Below are 23,527 nucleotides of genomic sequence, written 5' to 3'. Positions count from 1 at the left end.
TTATAAACGTTTCCATGTAGCGTGGAGGTGATGCAGCATAGTGGTACTTTCACCGCAGGAACCGGTATGCTGGATGTGGATGCCCCCAAAGGGATTGCTTGTCACGTGTGACTGCAGGTCAACCTGATGGGGTAGGGAGGAGTCGGCAGGTTTGGGTGTCTTTGTTTCTACATGGGCTCTTAATAACCCGTAGGAGTAGTTGAGGCTAATGGTACATCCTGTGCGGTAACAAGTGGAGCTGATGGCCTCGGTCAGAGGAGTAACCTGTCCGTCTTTGTATTCAACCAGGAGGAAGTCCACTGCCTTGGCGTGTTTCACGGTGCGGATGATGCGCAGACCATAGCCAGTCAATGTCTTCGTGTCAAATTTCAGGCAGACATCCATATACTGTCCAGTGGCAGAACCGAACCCCTGACCGGCAGTCTTGGTTGGGTCAACGGTTAGTGTCAGTGACATGTTATCATAGCGTCTGTTTGCTGCTGTGTACATCAGGCGAGCACCTCGTTGTGCTTGCAAAAGACCTTTTCCTATGGCACCGTTGAATCCCTCGCCATATTCCCACATCGGTTTCATGGAATTAAAGGACCAGTCATAGTCAGATGTGTCGATAGGTTTGTGGCCGTCAACGGTCCATAGTCCTTCGGCTATAACTGGTTGCCAGTCGCAATACAGCTGACTGAAATCTGTGTCAAGGCTGTCTTGTCTGGACGTATGTCGCACTTTGACTTGACACTCAATAGGTGCGCCATAGTCGCTTCGTTTCTGTTTTGGAAATAGTACAGCTCTCAACGTGTGTCCTTTATCGGCCTCTTGAAGTAGGTAGATGCCATTTGAACCGGTATTGGTTGTTGCCACGGGAATGCTATCTCTATACCAGATGATGCGGGAGTCGTCAGCCGCTTCTTTCGTATTCAGAAAATAGGTTAGCACAGCTCTGTCTTGAGTCATAGTGAGGCGTGGGTTTCGTACTGTTGGTGGTGGCAGTTGAGAGGGTTTGATAGTCAGATAACAAGCGGCTTCCCGTCCATCGGTTGAGGTGGCGATAACGCAACAACTGATAGTCTCGTCAGTGCTATTGATAGGGATTAACTCGATTGTTTCTGCATCAATGTGTTTCATTACGACGTATTTTTCAAAACCTTCCTCTATCCGCCAGGAAACTATTTCGTTGCAGGATAACCGCAGCGTGTCGTGACCGGTTTGAAGCGTGCTTTCATGTTTGTTGATAGCTAAATAGGGGGCTTCTCTCAGTGTGTTATTGAGAAAAGAAGGTGATAGCGTATTCTTTCTTTGACGGTTGCCGATGATGTAAGGCTTCCCATTAAGCGTGAAATGATGCTGGTAGCAGCGAAGCCAGGGTTGTGGGTAGGCTGTCCAACCGATATAGATGCTGTCTGAAGGAGCATGGTATCTGCAGTCAATAAGTGTCAAAGGCCCGCCCTGTTTGCAGAAATACATCTCGCGATTGTTTGTTTTCACGTTGAAGTCGCAATCTACAAACATTGCTCCCTTGTTGAAAGTGCTCCAGAAGGGCTTCTGTCCGTAGAGGTCAATGCTGCAGTGACGATACACGGCGGTACCGTTCATGGCGTCGTCGGTACATTCGAAATGACAGTTCTCGTAGTAAGAGTGCTCAGCACCGTTCAGCGGGTTCAGGTTCAGTCGACTGATGAAGCGCACGTTGCGAGCCATGAGCCACTTGCCATGTACATAGCCAACATGTGCCTGTGTGATGGCATCGCTGCGTTTTTTACGTGCGAGCGTGGGGTTCAAAGGGTAATCAAGGTCAACATTACAGAAATTACCCATTGTGAGGTTTTCTACCCAAAGCGAGTCGCAATGAATATCAAACATGGTGAAATTGCCTACAGCTCCCTGTGTCTGTCCGCGAGCAGAAGCTAGCACAATATTTCGTGCATCGGTATCGAGCCCGATGAGATGCAGTATCTTACCCCTGATAACACAGCCAAATGGTTCGCGTCCATTCTCGCCATGCACTACTTCTGGAATATCGGGATTGTCTATCCAATAGACACCATGCTTAATATATAGTGTAGTGGTATCCGAGAGACTCTTTAACATCTTATGGAAGTTATTGAACATGAATGGACGGTTGGCTACCTCACTATCACTGAGCGAGGCGTCGAGCAACAAGTGATTCTTATCCAGTTGTATGCCATTATCATGCGGTGTGGCAGACATCTCCGATAAGGCATCAAGCCAACAGAGGAAAGCTGCGAGGGAGGCGTTCCAGTTGATGGCAATCTCGTTAGAGGCATACGATTCCTCGTTGTCGATATACGATTCATCAGGGATATTTGACAGATAGACGGTATTGTGCATGTCTTTTTTGTCCTGTTGTCCAGGGTTCGGACCACCAACCAGCATGCCTGGGAAGGGCATTTCTATGCCGTCGGCCGAACTGATACGGTGATGGGGGTGCATCGGACTTTTGTCACCAAAGCCGGTGACGTAACAGTAACCAGTTGCGTTGCGTCCCAATAGGTAGTCGGCATTCTGAAGTGCGAAGGTGCGATATTTAGAAGTACCTTGTATCTTGTCGGCATAGAGCAATGCCATGGCCTGACAGCAACAGCGTTCTGCCAGACAGCCCCATCCAAAGTCACGGGCGTTGTTACCAAAAGGCGACTGAAACGAAGATTTCTCAACATCTCTGATGGCATTCTTGCAATAGTCCATGAGTTGATGAAGCATATCGTCGTATAGAGGTGATGCTTTTGCTGAAAGCCATTCGAATGCACCGAGTGCGGAAACATTTCCCCATGATGGTGTGTTGAACCGTTGAGGCTGGTTTTGCTGTGCATCTTCAAAATACATCTGCTTGTGGGTTAGTCGATAGAGGGCAGACGCTGCCCAGAACAGCTCATCACGTGAATTGAAATCGGCATAAGTCCCTGTGGTGATTTCCGGATGGTGTAACTGGTCCTGACGATATAGTGCTGTAGGGTGTTGCTTCGCCCATTGATAGGCTCGTTCTGCCATGATGGTGGCTTGCTCTGTGAAACCCGGATAATCTTGTTGGTAAGGGTCAAAAAGACGCGCGGCGTCCGCCATTACTGCGGCAAAGTCGAGGGTGGCAGTTATGCTCTTGGCCACCACGTAGCGTGGTTGCCTACATGCTGTGGGCATAATGAAACCTTCGAAATTGGGGGTCGTCAGCTTGTGATATACACCGCCATCGTCTGGGTCCTGCATGGTCTGCAACCAACGCAGGTTGAACATCATTTCGTTAAGCAGGTCGGGTGTTTGATTATGACTCTCAGGAATCTCCGTATTTAAATTGGTGAAGTAGGTTGACTGTTGTTCGTATGCAGCAAACATCAGTCCGATGCTGAAAGCGGAGTTGACAACATATTTGTTGTAATCACCCGCATCATACCAACCATAGGGAGAACTGATTACGGTGCCGGCAGGACGTTTGTCGGTGGCAGCTGATGGGTGAATAAGTACCAATGTGTCGGGGTGTCCTAGGGGACGTTTGTAAATGCCGCCCTGTTCGATGGGTATCCCAGAACGTATAAGATAGAACAGGCGTAAGGATGATTTGGCAATATCATGATAAGGATGGTCCGATACCCGGATGCTGCATCTTTCTTTGCCGATGCTAATCTGATAATTACCAATGGCTGTCAGTTCACCAAGATTGACAACATAGCGGGTCTTCCCCGAAAGGGGTGATACAGCTTTCCGAATACTTGCAGGTTTCAGCGTTTTCCCCTTAGGTGTTTTGATTTTTAATTTGTGTATGGAGGCTGTATCCTCTACAACAATGAATTTTTCTTGCTGCGGATAGCAGCCCACCTGGTTATAACGTATCTGCCCCCGTGTCTTTGCCGGTAGTATTATGAGAACCGCGAGGACAGTTAGTAAAACGATTTTTTTCATTGTTGTTAAGCCAATCTTTATAGTTTAGTTTGCAAATTTACAAATATTCTGTAATATCTTATTGTTTGTTTGTATGATTTATATAAGGAATAGCGTTTTTTAACAGTATAGATTCCTATGTACTCTTTAAATAAATCAATCAAATAGGTCGTGTGTCATTTTTTCTGATATTTTACCATGATAATCCAATAAAAAGTGTTACCTTTGCACCCAATTTCTAATTTTTATATATTTATATCCCTTTTTATATGCGTAACGAATGGCGTGGTTTTAAAGGAACCAAATGGACAGAAGAAGTTAATCTTAGAGATTTTATTCAGAACAACTACACAGCTTACGAAGGCGATGAGTCATTTCTGGCTGAGCCTACAGATGCCACCAACTTGTTGTGGGGACGTTTGCAGGAACTGCAGAAGGAAGAGCGTGCCAAGGGTGGTGTGCTCGACATGGAGACCGAGATCGTCTCAAGCATGACGGCCTATGGCCCTGGCTACATTGATGAGAGTAAGAAAGACCTGGAGAAGGTAGTTGGTCTGCAGACCGATAAACCCCTGAAGCGTGCCTTCATGCCTTTTGGTGGCATTAAGATGGCTGAGCAGGCTTGTACAAACTACGGCTACAAACCATCAGAAAAGCTGCACGAGATTTTCACCAAGTATTGCAAGACTCATAATGATGGCGTGTTTGATGCTTACACCGAGGAGATGAAGCACGTACGTCATAACCATATTCTTACTGGTCTGCCCGACACTTATGGCCGTGGCCGTATCGTCGGTGACTACCGTCGCGTAGCTCTGTATGGTATCGACTTCATCATCGCTGAGAAGGAGGCCGATAAGCGTAACTGCGGAGCCGGTGTGATGAGTGATGATGTCATCCGTCAGCGTGAGGAGATTTCTATGCAGATTAAAGCCCTGAAGGAGATGAAGGCTATGGCTCAGATTTACGGTTTCGATATCTCTCAGCCTGCTAATAACGCACGCGAGGCTGTTCAGTGGCTGTACTTCGGCTACCTGGCTGCTATCAAGACTCAGAACGGTGCTGCCATGTCTGTAGGACGTGTGTCAACCTTCCTCGACATCTATATCCAGCGTGATATGGAAGAGGGTACACTGACCGAGAGCGAGGCACAGGAGCTCATCGACCACCTGGTGATGAAGTTCCGCATGGTGAAGTTCGCACGTATCCCTTCATATAATGAACTTTTCTCTGGCGACCCTGTATGGGCTACTCTCGAGGTAGGTGGTATGGGTATGGACGGACGCCACATGGTGACCAAGAACGACTACCGTTTCCTGCACACCCTGGAGAACATGGGTCCTTCACCCGAGCCAAACCTCACCGTACTTTATTCTCCACGTTTGACCGAGAACTTCAAGAAGTATGCTGCGATGATCTCGGTTAAGACCAGTTCTATCCAGTACGAGAACGACGAGGTGATGCGTCCTGTATGGGGCGACGATTATAGCATCTGCTGCTGTGTAAGTGCTACACAGACCGGTAAGGAGATGCAGTTCTTCGGAGCACGCGCCAACCTGGCTAAGTGTTTCCTGTATGCATGTAACGGTGGTGTTGACGCCAAGACCCGCGAACAGGTAGCTCCCGGCTTCCGTCCCATTAAGGATGAGTATCTCACATGGGAGGAACTGGCGCCCCGCTTCGATCAGGCTATGGACTGGTTGGCAGGTGTCTATGTGAACACCCTGAACCTGATTCACTACATGCACGACAAGTACTTCTATGAGGCTGCCGAGATGGCCCTCATCGACACCAACGTACGTCGTACATTCGCTACCGGTATCGCAGGTTTCTCACACGTAGTTGACTCTATCTCTGCCGTTAAATATGCAAAGGTTAAGATGATCCGCGACGAAGAGGGCTTCAACGTTGACTATGTAGCCGAGGGTGACTTCCCACGCTATGGTAACGATGACGACCGCGCCGATGAGATTGCTGTATGGCTGCTCAAGACCTTCGTGAAGAAGATCCGCAAGCACGCTACCTATCGTAACGCTACTCCAACCTGCTCTATCCTTACCATCACCTCTAACGTGGTATATGGTAAGTACACAGGTAACCTGCCCGATGGTCGTCGTGCCGGTACTCCTCTGTCACCTGGTGCTAACCCAAGCTATGGTGCCGAGAAGAACGGTCTGCTGGCTTCGCTGAACTCAGTAGCAAAGCTGCCTTACGAGTATGCCCTCGACGGTATCTCTAATACTCAGACCATCAGCCCCAATACCCTGGGCCAGAACGACGAGGAGCGCGCTAACACGCTGGTTCGCGTGATGGACGGTTACTTCAGCCGTGGTGCTCACCACCTGAATGTGAACGTGTTTGGTGTAGATAAGCTGCGCGATGCCATGGAGCATCCTGAGAAGCCCGAGTACGCTAACTTCACCATCCGTGTATCTGGTTACGCTGTGAAGTTCATCGACCTGACTCGCGAGCAGCAGGAGGATGTTATTGCACGTCAATCTCACGAGAGTCTGTAATGAGTAGTACAGGCTATATACACTCTACCGAATCCTTTGGCTCTGTTGATGGGCCAGGGATTCGGTTTCTGATTTTCCTGCAGGGGTGTCGGATGCGCTGTCGCTACTGTCACAACCCTGACACATGGAAACTTGGTTCAGATGCCTGCGGCACAACAGCTACCGTTGATGAGCTGCTGAACAAGGCAGAGCGCTATCGCAGCTACTGGGGCCCCGATGGCGGTATTACCGTGAGCGGTGGTGAGGCTTTGCTGCAGATAGATTTCCTGATTGAACTGTTCGAGGAGGCTCATCGTCGTGGCATCAATACCTGCCTGGATACTGCAGCCCAACCTTTTACCCGCGAAGAACCTTTCTTCGGTAAGTTCGAGCGACTGATGCAAAGTACCGACCTGGTGCTGCTCGACATCAAACACATTGACGGTGAGAAGCACCGTTGGCTCACAGGTCACGACAACGAGAATATCCTGGATTGTGCCCGCTATCTGTCGGACATTGCTAAACCCGTATGGATACGTCATGTATTGGTGCCTGGCATCACTACCGACGAAGAGCAGTTGGTGCGCCTGCGTCAGTTTATTAACACACTACAAAATGTTAAGCGTGTTGAGGTGCTGCCGTATCATACTTTAGGTATATTTAAATGGCAGAAACTTGGTATTCCATATACGCTTACCGAAGTTTCTGCCCCTACTGCTGAACAAGTAAAACACGCAGAGTCTATTCTCGTGCCTTAGTTAATGCCTTGTTAGCCTCTTGCCATCTTGTAGATGTTTTGTTTTTATAGTTTTGTGTTAATCTTTAACAAGTTGGTGTCGGCACTTGATGAACCTATCATCAGCTGATACTGACCGGGTATGAAGTGCATGGTATTGCTCTTCGCATCCCATGATTCAAGGTTTTTACGGGGTAGGGTGATGGTGACAGTACGGGTTTCACCAGCCTTCAGGTTTACTTGCTGATAGCCGCAGAGAGTCTTCTGTGGTCCTTCGGTATCGGCAGTACGACGGAAATAGATTTGTACTGTCTCTGTACCATCCAGTTTGCCTGTGTTCTTCACTTTGGTGGTGACAGTTACAGATTTGTCGTTCACCTTGACGCCGGGCTTTGAAAAAGCAAATGTGGTATAGCTCAGCCCATGACCAAAGGGGAACAAAGGTTCGCCGGTGAAGTAACGGTAAGTGCGATTCTTCATTGTGTAGTCCAGGAAATCGGGCAAATCGTCGGTACTCTTATAGAATGTGACGGGCAGTTTGCCGCTTGGGTTGTAGCGTCCAGTCAGGACATCAGCCAGTGCCGTTCCTCCTTGTTCGCCGGCATACCACCACTGCAGGATGGCATCGCAGGTCTCCAATTCTGGGACCATGGCGACAGCACCGCCAGAGCAGTTCACGAAGATAACTTTCTTTCCTGCCTCGTGTAGCCAGCGAAGCACGTCGCGTTGCGCCTGTGGCAGTTCGATACTGGTACGGTCGCCACCACGGAAACCTGGTTCGCTGACACGCATCTCCTCGCCTTCCAAACGGGGTGAAATGCCACCAATGAAGATAATAGTTTCGGCATCGCCCACCTGTGCCAGGAGCTCCTGCGGCGTAGGTGTGGATTTGTGTTGAATGTCGAAGTTCAATGCACCATAGCCTGATTCCTGTACATAGTCTATTTGTATGCGGTAGTGCTGACCAGCTTTAACGGCCATTTCTTTCTGGCCGTTCTGAATTCGGTGACGAACCTTCCATATATCGACAATGGTGTCACCGTTGACCAGCAGGCGAATCTTGTCGTCACCGCTGATATTGAAGATAAGAGTCTCGTCGCGAGTAGGAATAAAAGTACCGTCAAGACGGGCTGAGAAATTCTCCAGGTTGACACCGGGCGCAAAGACGGTGTTACCACCATTGCTTAGTTTGATGGGTTCTGTCAGGGTGACGGTGGTGACGGGCCTACCACTCATGTCGGTATTATTATAATATGTCACCTGCATGCCCTGATTGCCCAGGGGCGCTTTGATTTCTGCAAAGCGGCTTTCAACGCTCTCGTTGCGGGTCAGGTCGCAGCCTGGGATATAGGGTATGCTGCCAAGCTGCTGACGAATACCTTCAAGGGCGGTGATGGTCTTGGTGGGGTATCCGGAATAGTTGCCCCATTGCATCACGGAGTCGTTGGCATTAGGTCCCATGACGAGAATGCCGGATGTCTTGGATAATGGTAAGACGCCATTGTTCTTCAGCAGTACGATACTTTTCCTGGCCATGTCAAGGGCGAGTTGCTTGTGCTCTTTAGATGCAACCGAGGAAGATGGTATCTTTGTCCACTCTACCAGTTTGTCATCATCGAAATCGCCTACCTCAAAACGGGCGATGAGCAGACGGCGCAATGAGCGGTCAAGGTCGGACTCCTTGATGTCACCACGACGTACGGCTTCAGGCAGGTTCTTGTATTCTGAGCCGCACTCAACATCCGTACCGGCAAGTACGGCCTGGGCTGAGGCTTCCTCGCTATCCTTGGCTGTATTATGCCAGCGGGGCAGGAAGTCGCGTATGGCCCCACAATCGCTGGTAATCAGTCCTTTGAATCCCCATTCGTCGCGCAGGATTTGTTGCTCATAGCGTGTCTGACTGCAACAGGGTTGGCCGTCGATACGTTGGTAGGCACACATCACCTCTGCTACCTCACCTTCTTGAACCAATGCCTTAAAGGCTGGCAGATAGGTCTCCCAAAGGTCACGCTCTGGTAGGTCTTCTATATTGAAGGTATGACGGTTCCACTCCGGACCGCTATGCACGGCGAAGTGCTTGGCGCAGGCCAGCAGCTTCTTATATTGTCCAATCCATTTTCCATCATAGGTCATGCCCTGCAGGCCACGTACTACGGCCAATCCCATCTTTGATGTGAGGAAGGGATCTTCGCCATAGGTCTCCTGGCCACGGCCCCAGCGTGGATCGCGGAAGATATTGATGTTGGGCGTCCAGAAAGACAGACTCTGATAGCGGCGGATATGCCCTGATTCTTTTGCCTGGCGCGCTTTGACGCGAGCCTCGTCGCTTACGGCTGTGAAGACACGATGAAGCAAGGCATCGTCCCATGAAGCAGCCATCGCCATTGTAATGGGAAAGACGGTGGCGTAACCATTGCGTCCTACGCCATGCAATGCCTCGTTCCACCATTGAAACTGCGGAATCTGCAGACGGTCGATGGCTGGTGATACATCCATCATCAGTTGTACTTTCTCTTCTAATGAGAGTCGTTTTAGCAGGTCATCGGCACGCTGTTCTGCCTTCAGTTGTGGGTTCTGATAGGGGAGTGACTGGGACTGAGCCGATAGCGGTAGTGTCAGAAAGATTGTTAGCAGAGTGCTAAGTAGTTGCTTCCTATTCATAGATTTTGTTTTAGTAAACGGGTTGAGAATAATCGTTTGCAAAGATACAATATTATTTGCAAACCACCAACATGTTTCCATGGAAATAAGCAGAAAAAACATCTGGGCTCGCATCGCTGCGAACCCAGATGAAAATACTACTTGGTTTGTGAGTTAATAATAACTCTCTTTACTTATGATGATGATTAAAATAGTTGTTTCTTGATTTCCTGCTGGACATCAGTGGGAGTGTTCAGACTTTTACAGCAGTCTAGGATATACTTCACTACTTTTTGTGACAGGGGCGTTTTCTTCCAAGCCTCTGTACGGTTCATCCAACGACCGTGAAAGTGGGTGTTGTCCTTCATCACGAGAATATCATTGCGGGCAGGCTTACGCCCCATTTCAATATACCAGCCGTCCTTATAGGAATAGGTTCCGTACTCATGGGGTAAGACCTTGATCTTACCGTCATTTGACAGCGCAATTTCTGCGCAGGCATATTCCCCGTCGGCTCCATAGTATTTAAAGGAGGTGTAGCTGGTGCCTTTTCCGCACGTTATCTTCTTCTCTCCATCATACTGCATCCATTCTAGTGTCCATGTGCCATGGAGTTCCTTGTCGGCGATTTTAGGTTTTTGGGCATTGGCTTGCAGCGTACTCATAAGTACTACTGCCATCAAAAAGATAATTTTCTTCATACGTTTTGTTCTATTGGTTAGACTTATGTGAATCCACGCTGCAAAGGTAAGGCGTTTTTCTTGTCGTTCCAAGTTTTTGAGTTTGCATCTATTTTGCATTTCACATGCAAACAGTTTGCAAACTCCTTATGCACCAATACTCATGATGAATTCATCCCATTCGCGGGCTCCGCCTTTCTTGTCAAACACCTTTTTGTAGAGTCGGCTGCGTACGGTACTGATGGTACTTGTGTCACGGCTTAATATCGTTGCAATGTCTGTTGGAGCAATACGCAGTTTAATAAGCAGACATGTCTGATACTCCAGTTCAGACATGACGTGGAGGTTCCTCAGCTGACTGCTGAAGCCTGGGTAGATTTTCTTGAGTTGAGCCTCTATCTCATACCATTCCTCTTCTTTCAGTCGCTGACCAGAAGTGATACGATGTTGCAGCGTATAGTATTCGTCTGAAGAGAAATATGCAGATTCAATATTCTCGATAGCCTGCTTGACGGGCTGAGGCAGTTCTTCATGTATCTCCTGAATCTGTTGGAGTTGCTGTTGCAGCCGTTTCTTTGCCTTACGATTTACTTGTGCGATATGGGCTATAGATAATAGCACGATGAGACAACCTATTGTAGCGTATTCTAATAGATGGATAACATTTGCCTGTTCTCGCTCTTTGGCGGATAGCACATAACTGTGGGGAGCATCGAAGGGTCTTTCGTATTCCATATGCCGGTCGATGATGGCACGTATCTCTTCGCCCCATTCCTCACCAATGCTATCGGCACGTTGCCAGGTGAATATCCTGCCTATTTGTTGGATGGTGATAACGGAGTCGTTGACCACTGTTATGGGTCTCTGGTCATCGCCTTCCATATAGAGATATTCGTCGCTGCCTTTGTCAAAAAGTGTCACGCTGCTTTTGTTTTGTGGTTCTACTACCAGTGCCTGTTCGGTCTGTATCAGCTTGCATTCAAACATTGCGCTGTCGCCTTGGTATATTCGCAGTCGTGTCTGGTCGTTTGGCATATAATGAATGATGTGTCCTTCGGGCGTACAAACCTGTTGCAGCATCCAAGCGCCTTGGAGAGAGAATGCCTGTTGCTCGTCACAGCGTGAACTGCAACCTGATATCAACAGCACTGTTATCATCATCAAAAATAATTGCTTCATGTTTAGGGTTGAAACGTTTTAGTATTTTGCGTACAAAGATAAAGAAAAAAACGTGATTACGCAATAGAAAAGAGTTTGCAAAGTGTTTGCAAACTCTTTTATGAGACTTTTTGAAAAGTGTACGATACGAGTTTCATGCAGTCCGACGTTGTCGTATTCACAGTCCGACGCCGACGTACTGGCAGTCCGACGCATTCGGACTCGTTCTATTTGCGGATATACTTCAAGATAAGCAAGGTGCCAAAAACTTGAAGAAGTAGTCCTGGCCATCCGATAGTGAAATCGGCAATGGTGGCTGTGATGCCACCAGTGAGAGCAAGTTCACCTACGCACTCGATGGCTTTCGTTACAAGTACTACGCCAATGAGCAGAGGCAGGTTGACGGTCTTAAAACGCTGTGCGGCCAATCCTGCTACGAGAGCGAGGACTGCAAGTTTCATGGTCATCACAGGCAGGATCTCCATAGCGGGCATACCGGTGATGAGGTGGTTGACTGTCGGCGAAAGCAGAGCAGCCAGGAGCCCCGTTTTCCATCCGAATTTATACGCCCCTGCCAGAATTACCAGCGAGAGGGGCGAGAAGATGATGCCGCCCTGGGGGATGAGATGGAATACTTGAGGCAAAACCAGGTTGCAGACTACGAAGATGGCCGCCCACATATAGGTCTTTGTCTCGTCATAATTTAGTGTGTAAAGTCTTACTGTTGTAGCTTCCATATTTCTAACATTAAAGATTAAACATTAAATATTAAAAGTTCACGCTGACGCCTCCCATGAAAGTGGCGCGAGGCATGGGATAGCCTGCGTTGATTTCATACTTCTGTGCCAGCAGGTTCTCTCCGCGTGCCCAGAGGCTGATGTTGCGCGTGGCAGCGTAGGTGATGCTGGCATCGAGCAGGGCGAAACTTTCTTTTTTCTCATTATTGCCCACGGCGGTATAGAGATTGTTGATATACTGCAGACCGAGGGTGGCAAGCCATTTGCCGCAGCGATAGTTTGTACCAGCATAAGCTGTCAGTTCAGGCGCAGCAAGCACCTTGCTCTTCATGTGCAGATAGGCACCGTTGGCGTTCAAACTCCAGTGGCTGTTCACATGATAGGCGGCCTCCAATTCGAAGCCCCAGTTCTCTATCTCACCCGTATTCACATTGCGGGGTTTACCGTTGACCGGTTGTGTCTGAATCATGTTGTCGCCCTTAATATAATAGAGGTTTGCACCGTATGTAAGGCTACTCAGACGATGTTTCCACGACAGTTCATAGTTCCATAAACGCTCTGGTTCCAAGTCTGTGTTCGAAGGGGGATAGAGATACATCTCGCGCATTGTCGGATTGCGGAAGCCCTTACTAGCCATCGCCTTGATCTCGCCAGCCTCAACAGGTCGAATAACGACACCTGCCTGTGGCACCCATTCAGAACCCGTAATGGAGTGATGGTCAAGACGGATACCAGCGTCGATGGTGAGCCATGAGAGCAGATCCTGACGGAAATCGACATAACCCGCAATCTCGTTGCGATACGATTTTCCACTCTGCTTATTGGGCGTGTCGAGGGTTTCGCCAGTGGCTTTCGATGTGTAGTAGGCATTGCCGTAGATATGCATATAATCTACTCCTGCTGTCACGCGGTTGCCCTCAAACAACTGGATACTCTGATAGAGCGACACCCCCGTAAGCGCATCCTTCGAACGGAAATAACGCTGCGTACGAGTGGCTGGGTCTGTGGTACCATCGTCAATCTTATGACGTCCGAAATTCGAATAGACAGAAAGGGCGCCACTGGTATTGCCGTAATGGTTTTCCAAAGCCGCCGAAACAACACCACGTGTAATCCACTGGTCGGCATCATACATGGGCTTGTCGGTTGCACCCGGATAACTGGCATTGAAGTGTGTCACGTTGCCATCAACGTAGGCATTCCAGTGGTCACTGAGGTCGTAGCCCAGTTTTAGGTAGCCACCGTACTGTTCGAAACCCATGCGAGGACGGTGATTGTCCGTGCGGTTGTATTGTGCCGATACGGTGCTGCTGAACTTCCCGCTGCGCACTTGGTTAGAGGCTTCAGCCTGAATGGTGCCGTAACTGCCTGCGCCCAGTTGGATATTGGTGTTCACACCATTCTGCCTGGCCTGACGAGTGACGATGTTCATCACGCCCCCCATGGCATTGCTACCATAGAGCACACTCGCCGGGCCGCGAAGCACCTCCACACGTTCGGCCATCAACGTCTGATAGCTGTCGGAGATGGGATGGCCGTAGATGCCCTGATACTGCGGATGACCGTCAATGAGCACCAACAGTTGTCCTGCACCACCTGAGATGCCACGCAAGTTAATACCGCCTGCAGCTCCCGTCGAAACGCCGTAACCCATCATACTGCGACTGGTTACGAACAGTCCTGGCACTTCTCGCATCACCGTTGGCAGGATGCTCGGCTGGTGCTCTGCCGTCAGTTGGTCACGCCCGATAACAGTCACCGTCATAGGCAGATGACGGATATCTGTGGCACTCCTTGTGCCAGTGACGACAACTTCTTTTAATGATAATGAGTCTGCCACTTCTGCCGACATCATTGTGCAGGCAGATGTAGCGATGAGTAGAGTCAGTAATCTTTTCATTGTTTCTTGGTTTCTTTCAATGTAATAACGTTAATAATCTGGTTTTATTTTTGTGTGAGTGGTGTTTATCTGCCACGACGGTCGTTGTTGCCCCATTTCTTGTCATAGCGGCCTTCTGTATCAACCTTCCCTCCAAACATGTTCAGACGGTAGCGCACGTGGAGCATTGCATACGAGTTGATGCTGTTATAGCGAGTGTCACTACGTCCATTGGCATTAACCCAGCGCTCATAGTTGGACTGCTGTCCTAACAGGTCGTAGAAGTTGAGGGCTACCACAAGTGTCTTAGTCTTGAGGAAGGACTTTGATACCTGACCGTTCCAGATCAGTTCGTTCGTATTTGATGACGGGTCGTTAAAACCTCTGCGACTATTCTCGTGGAGATTGGTGGAGATTTCAAAACCGCTGGGCAGACGAACCATCATCTGTCCTCCATAACTGAAACGCCAGGTGTCGAGATTGGCTGAGGGCTGCAGCTCGTTGCGGGAGTGCTGATAGTTCACGTTACCATCGAGTGTTACCTCTAACCAGTCATTGCGGAAACTGACATTCAGACGTTGGTTCACATTGGTGGTCTTTGTGGTGTTCTTTGCTGCGTCGGCTTGGTTCTGTGCCACATAGCTCACGTAGTTGTTATATCTCAGACGCGTGTCACTACCCATATTCCAATGGGCAGCGCTGTCGATAGCTGTGCTGAAGTTGAAACCACCGTCAGCGTTCCAGTTACCATTGATATTCTCTGGACGTGAGGTGCTACCACCTGTCTCTGCATTATAGCGTACAAGGTTTGAGATAGAGTTGCGGATATGGCGGTAGTTGCCGAAGAGTACGAAACTGCGTTTGTATTTCTGGATATAATTGCTATAATAGGCATTCAGCGAGTTCGTGAATTGTGGTTTCAATCCAGGATTACCTTGCGTGATGTAAAGTGGGTTGGAGTCGTCGGTAATGTCGAGCAATTGCGTGATGTCTGGCTGTCGGGTATCGCCGCGATAGGTCAGACGGATAGACTCCTGGTCGCTGAAGTTATAGTGGAAATCCAGTGTCGGCGTGAAGTTGATAACGTTACGGATGGTGTCAACATAAATGCCGCGGTAGTCCTGAACGAAATTTGAGTGTTGAGGCTGTATCAGGAAACCGATGTTGTAGTCGTACTCCTTCTGCCAGTGACGCAGGGTCAGGCGGATATTATGCGTGTAGTTCTTGTATTCAGAGTAGCGACTGAGGTTCTTGTCGAGCTGAGCATCCATCATCTCTTGGTCAAAACTGCCAATCCATGGATTCCAGTCGCGATACTCCGGCACGATACCAGTGAAGGGATTCTGGGTAAGGCGTGAGAAATCGTATGTTTGACGATCGCTCTTATTCTGACTATAGCGCAGTTCATAGTTGGCCTGCAGATGAGCGCCCTCCCAGAGTGGCTCACTATAGAGGGCGCTGAGCACGTAACCTTTGTTGTCGCTGGGTGTGGTGTTATAGCGGGCTGTGAAATATGTCGAGTCCTGTCCGGCTTGATTCTTGACACGATGCAGGAAAACCTCATTATTGGATGCGTTGCGATTCTCGTTATCGCCTATAGAGCCTTCTACACGTAATGTGATATTACGGCCGCGTGGGTTAAGACGTCTGTAAAACTGTAACATTGCCCAGGCATTCTTGTTCTCCCCATAGCTGAGGCTGGCACCATGATTATGGTTTACAAGATAAGGATAGAGTGGGGAGGTAAGGTCATGGATATCATCTAATGGATCGTTAGCATATAGGTAAGGATCGTCGCTGAAAGTGGCATTGGATGAGGTTGAAGTACCATCACTGGTTCCCATGCTGCCGTTGGCGCGCAGCAGCAGGTTGGTCAGCGAGTCGGGCTTCCACTCCACGCGGAAATTTCCGTTCCAGTTGTCGCTACGTGACAATTGCTTCGAGTAGCTGTTGCTGAATGTACGATAGGAGTCGCTATAGAAATTCTCACTGGCATTCTCGTTCATATTATCGCCGTCACGATGGTTCCAGCGTACGGAGCCATCCATCTTCAGCTTCTCTCCGTCGTCATAATTGAAGTTGGCACCTAGTGTCTTACGGGCATTCAGTCCGCGACGGTTCCACCATCCGGCATTCTCTTCCTTGTTGTTGAAATTGCCCATCACCATGATTCGGGTCTTATCCGTAAAACTGCTTCCCATACCGCGTGAGGCATAGCGATGGTGCGTTCCGCCTGCCAGGTCGAGGTTGGTCATATAACCACGGTTCATGCCTTTCTTGATAGTGAAGTCGAGCACGGTCTCTTTATTGCCATCCTCAATACCAGTGATGCGTGCCTGGTCGCTTTGCTGATCATAGAACTTCACACTCTGTATAATTGAGACAGGTAGGTTTTTTAATGCTGTCTCCACATCGCCGAGCATGAACTCTTTGCCGTCGACCAGGATTTTCTCAATCTTTTTGCCGTTGACGGTGATGTTTCCGTCTTCATCAACCTCTGCACCGGGCATGCGCTTAATGAGCTCCTCAATGGGGGAACCTTCCGGCGTTCGGTAGGCATCGGGGTTATATACCAGTGTGTCTTTCCTTACCACGACCTGTGCTGCACGACCTGTGACAACGGCCTCTTTCAGTAATACGGCATCTGAGGATAAAAGGAGGTCGCCTAACTCGATGCTTTGATTACGTCGTAGTGTCACCTCGCGTTGTATGGGCTGGTAGCCTATCGATGAAATCTTCAGTCTATAGATACCGTTTGTCGGCGCCTGGATAGAGAAATGACCTCGAATGTCGGATACGGTGCCGCCAACAAAGGTAGAGTCTCGTTGGCGGAAAAGCTGCACAGTGGCTTGCATCATCGGTTCTTTTAATTCGGCATCCTGAATAGTACCACTGATAGTCAGACCTCTGTCTTCTGGCGATTGTGAAAAAGCGTTGAGGGCGGAAAAAGCCCAAAGTGTCAGTAAAATTAAATAGTATCTCATTGTTTAGTCTTGTGTTGTTTTGTGCTGTCTCTTAATTCTAGGCGGGCTGTGACAACAACATGTTGTACACTGTCGTCGCCATTAATCTGGTCAAGGAGTAGGCGAAATGCTTTATTGCCTATCTCCCGGAGGTTTTGCTTAACGAAAGAAATACGTGGGTGTGACATCTCTGACACCCAGTCGCTTAAATAGCCGATAAGGGCAATTTCTTTTGGAATCTTCAGGCCACGACTGGTGATGGCTTGTAGTGCTGAGATAGCCAGTAATCCGTGTGAGGCCAGTATTGCATCAGGTGGCTCTGGCAGACTCAATAATTCCATGGTGTCTGTAAGACCTGAGTTGAAACTGATATGATGACACTTTACCAGTTCTGGACGTATGGGAATATTGTGCTCACGTAGTGCTTTTAGGTAACCGTGTTTACGGTCGGCAGTCTGTTTTACCTGGTTTAATCCACCTAAGAAGGCAATGTTTCTTGCGCCGCTTTCTATTAAGCAATTTGTTGCGTAGCAGGCAGACGTTACATCGTTAATCATGACAGATGAAATGTCTATATCTGCCACACGGTCGAAAAGTACGACAGGGATATTCGACTGGCGCAGTCGTTGCAAATGTGAGAAATCTGTTGTATCCTGCGACGCACAGATAATGATACCTTCAACATGCATATCGGTCAGCAACTCTATACAGTTTAATTCGTTCTCGTAAGAGTCTTCTGTATCGGTAATGATGCTCATATATCCATATTTGCGTGCCTCTGCTTCAATACGTTTCACTATCTGTGCATAGTGATTGAACGATATGTCGGGTACAACAATGCCTATTGTATGTGTTGTGTCATAACGGAGACTCGCGGCAAAAGGATTTGGGCGGTAGCCACCGTCTTCTGCCATTTGCTCAATCTTTTTCTTTAGCTCTGGACTGACGCCGTCGAGTCCTCTGAGTGCCCGGGACACAGTAGAGACATTAATTCCCAACTGCCGTGCTATATCCCGCTGTGAAATACGTTTCATGTTAGTTCCTATTGCCGTACAAAGTTATAGTTTTTCAGAAGAATTGATGCGCAACAAACTGATTAAATGTTGCGCAACGCATTGCGTAATGCCCCAAAATAGAAGCCACCTGCCTCAATGGCTGATGGCTTCTTACTTAAAATAACTAAGCTATGTTGTCTTTTGCGTTGGTTTTGACAATGCAAAGATATGGTTTTTGCATTGATAACCAATACGTATAGAATAAATTCTAAACGCAAAGCGTTGCGTAGTTTTCCGTTATTTTTTGAGTGGTTCCGTAGCCTCTTTCAGCCATGCAACTTCTTCGGCCGATAAATGAGGAGATAAACGGTCGAAAACCATCTGGTGATAGTCGTTTAGCCATTGTATTTCTTCTGATGTCAGCATCTCAATGTTGATAGGAGCCTTGTCAATAGGACAGAGCGTAAGTGACTCGAATTGTAAGAATTTTCCGAACTCAGTTTCCATGTAAGGCACGATGAGAAGTGTATTCTCCGTACGTGCGCCAAACTTTCCAGGCAGGTAGATGCCGGGCTCGTCGGTAATGGTCATGCCCGCAACAAGTGGAGCAGGCTTCCATTCCATGCGGAACTGATGAGGGCCTTCGTGTACATTCAGGTAAGTGCCCACACCATGGCCTGTGCCATGCAGGTAGTTCAATCCCTCGCGCCACATATCCTTGCGGGCCAGGATATCTATCTGTGTGCCACTGCTGCCACTGGGAAATTTACATAACTCTATCTGGATATGTCCTTTAAGCACCAGCGTATATATCTTCTTCTGCTCATCAGTCACAGGGCCAAGGGCGATGGTACGGGTAATGTCTGTTGTGCCGTCCAGATATTGTGCCCCACTATCGAGCAGGAGCAGTCCTTCCGGTTTCAATGGGATATCAGTCTCTGGTGTGGCCTCGTAATGAACAATGGCGCCATGTGCCTGGTAACCGGCTATGGTATCGAAGGATATGTCACGATACAGTGGCTGTTCGGCTCTGAGGGCAGTCAACTTTTGGTCGATACTTATCTCAGTCTGTCCACCAGCCTCAACCGCAGGTTTAAGCCATTTCAGGAATTTTACCAGAGCAATACCATCCTTCAGCATCGCCCGACGGAAACCTGCGATTTCCGTCTCATTCTTCACTGTCTTCATCCGCTTGACGGGTGACTCGGCTTCAATGATTTCCCGACTTACCATTTTGTATAGCGTGTGATTCACCTCATCGGGGTCGAGCAGAATATTGTACTCAAAGTAGTCCTTTAGACCTTTACCCACGTTCTCGTAATCATCAACGCCGATGCCCTCAGCTTGCAGATAGGCCGAAACCTCAGCTGTCAGTTTTTCCTTGTTGACAAAGAGTGTTGTTGTGTTGGATGAGATGAGCAGGTAACTTACAAAGACGGGGTTGCAATGAACATCCGTACCACGAAGGTTGAGCGTCCAGGCAATATCATCGAGGGCCGACATCAGCATGCCGTCAGCATGTTGCTGGCGCAAGGCTCTTCGGATACGGGCGAGTTTGTCGTGCGTGGTCTCTCCTGCATATTCCATGGGGAATATCTCCACGGGATTCTGAGGAATAACAGGACGGTCTGTCCATATCTGTTTCAGTGGATCCAGATTCGTACGAAGGGTGATGCCTCCCTGATGACGCAGCTCGGCAATCAGTTCCTTTACGGCATTGGCAGAAGAACACGTGCCGTCTAGTCCTACTTCTGCGCCTGCTTCACATTCTTTGCCCAGCCATTCGGCAATAGTCGGTGTCCCTTCAATCTTCAACTTCATCAGTTGAAACTCTGAGCCTTTCAGTTGTTCCTCTGCTGCAATGAAATAGCGGGAGTCAGTCCAAAGGGCGGCACTCTTCATGGTGACTACTGCGGTACCTGCCGAACCGTTGAATCCACTGATAAATTCACGACCTTTCCAGTGATCAGGGATATACTCGCCTTGGTGTGGATCGGTACTGGGAAAAATGAATGCAGCCAAATGTTCACGACTCATGATTTCGCGAAGGGCTGCTAGTCGTTGTGATATTGTCATTTTTTTTCTTGTTGTTTCGTTATCTTGTTATTGCGTTATCTCGGAAATCTGGGGCCTCAGCCTCCGATGATGACCTGCAGCCCTTGTGCCTCCAATTGCTGCTTACAGCGTTCTAAGGTTTCTTCAGAAGGAGCTGCCATGGGATATCCTTTCGGATTAAAAATGCTTCCCATCCTGCGATGCTTGTCTTTTCCTACATCATGATAAGGCAAGAGGTGGATGGGATGAGGAATGGATGAGAGGAATTGCGCTGTTGCCCCGATGTTTTCCTCATCCGCATTAATACCCTCTATCAGAGGTATGCGGATAGAGAATTGGGCCTGTCGCTCTGTCAGGTAACGGATGTTCTGCAGAATCAGTTCATTGCCAACACCTGTATAAAGCCGATGTTTGTCGCTATCCATCAGTTTCAAGTCTACGAGGAATAACTCACATTCGTTGGCGATGGCTTCTACAACCTCTTGTGGCGCATAAAGCGAGGTGTCAACAGTACGGTGGAAACCGCGTCGCCCCAGTTCCTTGAGAATCTCAAGCGAATATTCGGCATGCATCAGGGGTTCGCCGCCACAGAGTGTCACGCCACCACCACTATCCTCCATGATGTCACGCTCTTTCTCAATCTCGGTCATCAGCTCCTCCATCGTGTAGGCCCGTCCGCAAATCTCGCGAGCCATCGTGGGACAGTCGTCCACCTTAAATCCCGGTTCAGAGCACGTGCCACAGCGGATACATTTCGATTGTTTGAAGAGCTCCTGTGACTCAGGTGACCATGACTCAGGGTTGTGGCACCACACGCAACGCAAAGGGCAACCCTTCATAAAGATGGTTGTCCGAATGCCAGGGCCATCATTGATGGCATAGCGCTTGATATCAAAAATAAGATTAGAGGTCATCGTTTTCCGTTCGTGCAATAATCTCGTTCTGCAATTGTTCCGTCATGTCATTGAAGTAGTCACTATAACCAGCCACACGCACCAATAGGTCACGATATTCCTCGGGATGTTTCTGGGCATCGTGAAGAGTGGCTGTGTCAACGATGTTGAACTGGATATGATGCCCACCAAACTTAAAGTATGTGCGAATGAGTGAGGCGAGTTTGCGTTGGTCCTCGTCGCGTTTCAATAGCTGAGGCACGAAACGTACGTTCAGCAGTGTACCGCCACTCTTTGTCTGGTCAAGTTTTCCAAGTGACTTAATCACAGCCGTGGGACCATGACTGTCAGAACCGTGAGCCGGTGACGTGCCATCAGAGATGGCGAAATGTGCGAGACGGCCATTGGGCGTAGCTCCGCAGACGCTGCCGAAATAATTGTGGCAGGTGGTAGAGAGCATGTTCAACTGTGTCTTACCGCCACGGGTGTTGGGGCGTCCCTCGATGGCTTTCACCAAGTCGTCATACACGCGTATGGCTATCGTGTCGGCATACTCATCATCATTACCGAAGAAAGGTGTGTGGTTGCGGATGTATTGGCGCATTTTTTCCTTATTCTCCCAATTCTTAGCACAGGCCTCCAATATCTCCTCCATGGTGTAACGCTTGTCTTCGAATACATGCTTCTTTAGTGTGGTGAAACAGTCGGTGATCGTTCCCAGACCCGTACACTGGATATAGGTGGTATTGTAACGGGCACCTCCGCTGTAATAGTCCTTTCCTTTTTCTATGCAGTCGTCAATATACAGACTGAGGAACGTGGCAGGTGCATAGAGTGAGAACATGCGTTCGATGTAATTGTTGACGCTCAACTTCAGGTTCACGAAATAAACCATCTGCTTGTGCCATGCCTCGTAGAGCTCATCAAAAGAACGGAACGTACGTGGATCGCCAGTCTCCAGTCCCAGTCTCTTTTCTGTCTCTGGGTCGATGCCGTTGTTCAGCGTAATCTCCAGAATCTTCGGTGTGTTCAGATAGCCCGTCAATAGGTAGGCCTCCTTACCAAAAGCGCCCACCTCAATACATCCCGAGCAACCGCCTTCGCGGGCATCTTCCGGCGTCTTTCCCTCACGTACCAATTCCTTGATATACGTGTCGGGGTTGAAGATAGATGGATAGCCATGCCCCTGGCGGATCACTTTGATGCCTTCGAGTAGGAACTCGTCGGGAGTGTTCTCTGCGATATGGATGCTGAGGCCTGGCTGCAGCTCATGCAGTTCTTCCTGAATCTCCAGTATCATATACGAGAGATCGTTGGTGGCACTTTTACCGTTGCGGTCTACACCACCTATATTAATATTGGTGAAGTCGTTATATGTACCCGACTCTAATGCCGTGACTCCTACCTTTGGAGGTGCCGGCTGGTTGTTGAACTTAATCCACAGGCATGATAACAGTTCCTTGGCTTTGTCGCGTGTCAGCGTACCATCCTCAATACCCTTTTGGTAGAACGGCCACAGATGCTGGTCTATATGTCCCGGGTTCATCGAGTCCCAGCCGTTGAGTTCGGTGACGGTGCCCAGGTGTACGAACCAATACATCTGGATGGCTTCCCAAAGGTCGCGAGGCGCATGGGCTGGTACCCAGCGACACACGTCGGCAATTTTCTCTAACTCCTTCTTGCGTTGCGGGTTCTGTTCCTTTGCTGCCTTTTCCTCGGCTAACGCGGCATGACGCTCTGCAAAGAGAATGGCTGCATCACATGAGATGGCCATTGCTTCCAGTTCCTGCTGCTTATCGGTGGCCTCAGGGTCGTAGATATAATCCAGTTCGCTGATGCGTTTCTCGATACGTGCCTTCACGTCGAGCAGTCCCTCGTGGTACATCTTGCCATCCATCGCCGTATGACCGGCAGCGCGTTGTTCCATGAACTCTGTGAAGACACCTGCATGATAGGCCTCTTCCCATTCCTTCGACACATGGTTGAAGATGCGTTCACGCTGGGTCTTTCCTTGCCAGTAGGGAATGACCTCACGCTCGTAGGTGTCGATATCCTCCTGACTGATGGTATAGCGTTGCAGTTCACGCTCGTTCAGCGTGTGCAAGTCTTCCACCGAGTGGCAGGTCAACTCTGGGAAGGTAGGCACGGCTTTAGGCAGCGGACCGCGCTCACCTACAATCAGTTCCTCGTCACCGATATAGATAGCCTTCTTCTTGCATATCTCGTAGAAATTCCGGGCCCGGAGGATGGCAATAGGCATGGTGCCGTAGTTCTCCTTATAGAAAGCAGTCTCTATCAGGGCACGTTCGATGCTCAGTGTGGTGGGCGTGTCGAAATTCTGTTGGCGCAAATGACGTATGCGCTCATTCATGCCACCCAGGTTCTCAGGGTATTTTATTGTATAGTTCATA

13 protein-coding genes are annotated in these 23,527 nt (G+C 48.9%); 2 read left to right on the top strand and 11 right to left on the bottom strand.

Translation table 11 applies throughout. From position 1 onward, the window contains the following. On the bottom strand, positions 1-3,906 hold the full coding sequence (locus L6466_RS12060; protein ID WP_237802718.1) for a glycoside hydrolase family 9 protein: 3,906 nt from the start codon (positions 3,904-3,906) through the stop codon (positions 1-3). Positions 3,907-4,154: 248 nt separating this feature from the next. Between L6466_RS12060 and pflB the strand changes: the two genes are divergently transcribed. Further along, complete coding sequence (pflB, locus tag L6466_RS12055) at positions 4,155-6,401, top strand: formate C-acetyltransferase (RefSeq protein ID WP_237802719.1); 2,247 nt, start codon at positions 4,155-4,157, stop codon at positions 6,399-6,401. After that, a complete protein-coding gene (gene pflA, locus L6466_RS12050) occupies positions 6,401-7,138 on the top strand; it encodes a pyruvate formate-lyase-activating protein (protein ID WP_237802720.1) in 738 nt (245 codons plus the stop codon). The genes pflB and pflA overlap by 1 nt, the downstream gene beginning before the upstream one ends. A 44-nt stretch (positions 7,139-7,182) precedes the next feature. Here pflA and xyl3A read toward each other — a convergent pair whose 3' ends face one another. The 10 genes from xyl3A to hypD all read right to left on the bottom strand — a co-directional run bounded on the left by xyl3A (position 7,183) and on the right by hypD (position 23,526). Further along, positions 7,183-9,777 (bottom strand): xylan 1,4-beta-xylosidase, encoded by a 2,595-nt coding sequence (gene xyl3A, locus L6466_RS12045; protein WP_237802721.1) that lies wholly within the window; start codon positions 9,775-9,777, stop codon positions 7,183-7,185. 185 nt (positions 9,778-9,962) lie between these two features. Continuing rightward, entirely contained in the window at positions 9,963-10,457 is a 495-nt protein-coding gene (locus L6466_RS12040; protein ID WP_237802722.1) for a hypothetical protein, read from the bottom strand. 126 nt (positions 10,458-10,583) lie between these two features. After that, positions 10,584-11,615, bottom strand: a complete 1,032-nt coding sequence (locus tag L6466_RS12035) for a hypothetical protein (RefSeq protein WP_237794675.1) — start codon at positions 11,613-11,615, stop codon at positions 10,584-10,586. Between the two features lie 206 nt (positions 11,616-11,821). Continuing rightward, positions 11,822-12,331 (bottom strand): ECF transporter S component, encoded by a 510-nt coding sequence (locus tag L6466_RS12030; protein WP_237802724.1) that lies wholly within the window; start codon positions 12,329-12,331, stop codon positions 11,822-11,824. 31 nt (positions 12,332-12,362) lie between these two features. Continuing rightward, positions 12,363-14,231 carry a TonB-dependent receptor plug domain-containing protein gene (locus L6466_RS12025; protein ID WP_237802725.1) on the bottom strand — a complete coding sequence of 623 codons (1,869 nt, stop codon included), beginning with the start codon at positions 14,229-14,231 and terminating at the stop codon, positions 12,363-12,365. A gap of 65 nt (positions 14,232-14,296) precedes the next feature. Next, entirely contained in the window at positions 14,297-17,194 is a 2,898-nt protein-coding gene (locus tag L6466_RS12020) for a TonB-dependent receptor (RefSeq protein ID WP_237802726.1), read from the bottom strand. After that, positions 17,191-18,207, bottom strand: coding sequence for a LacI family DNA-binding transcriptional regulator (locus tag L6466_RS12015; RefSeq protein WP_237835135.1), 1,017 nt, complete (start codon positions 18,205-18,207; stop codon positions 17,191-17,193). Before L6466_RS12015 ends, L6466_RS12020 begins: the two co-directional genes overlap by 4 nt. A 258-nt stretch (positions 18,208-18,465) precedes the next feature. After that, positions 18,466-20,244, bottom strand: a complete 1,779-nt coding sequence (locus L6466_RS12010; RefSeq protein WP_237802728.1) for an aminopeptidase P family protein — start codon at positions 20,242-20,244, stop codon at positions 18,466-18,468. Positions 20,245-20,300: 56 nt separating this feature from the next. Next, entirely contained in the window at positions 20,301-21,137 is an 837-nt protein-coding gene (locus L6466_RS12005; RefSeq protein ID WP_237802729.1) for a glycyl-radical enzyme activating protein, read from the bottom strand. Beyond that, positions 21,127-23,526 carry a trans-4-hydroxy-L-proline dehydratase gene (gene hypD, locus L6466_RS12000; protein ID WP_237802730.1) on the bottom strand — a complete coding sequence of 800 codons (2,400 nt, stop codon included), beginning with the start codon at positions 23,524-23,526 and terminating at the stop codon, positions 21,127-21,129. The genes L6466_RS12005 and hypD overlap by 11 nt, the downstream gene beginning before the upstream one ends. Position 23,527: the final 1 nt, after the last annotated feature.

The sequence above is a fragment of the Prevotella communis genome (assembly GCF_022024175.1).
In the GTDB taxonomy this organism is placed as follows: Bacteria; Bacteroidota; Bacteroidia; order Bacteroidales; family Bacteroidaceae; genus Prevotella; species Prevotella communis.
The sequence above is the reverse complement of the archived record's forward strand: the minus strand, read 5'-3'. Positions and strand labels throughout refer to the sequence as shown.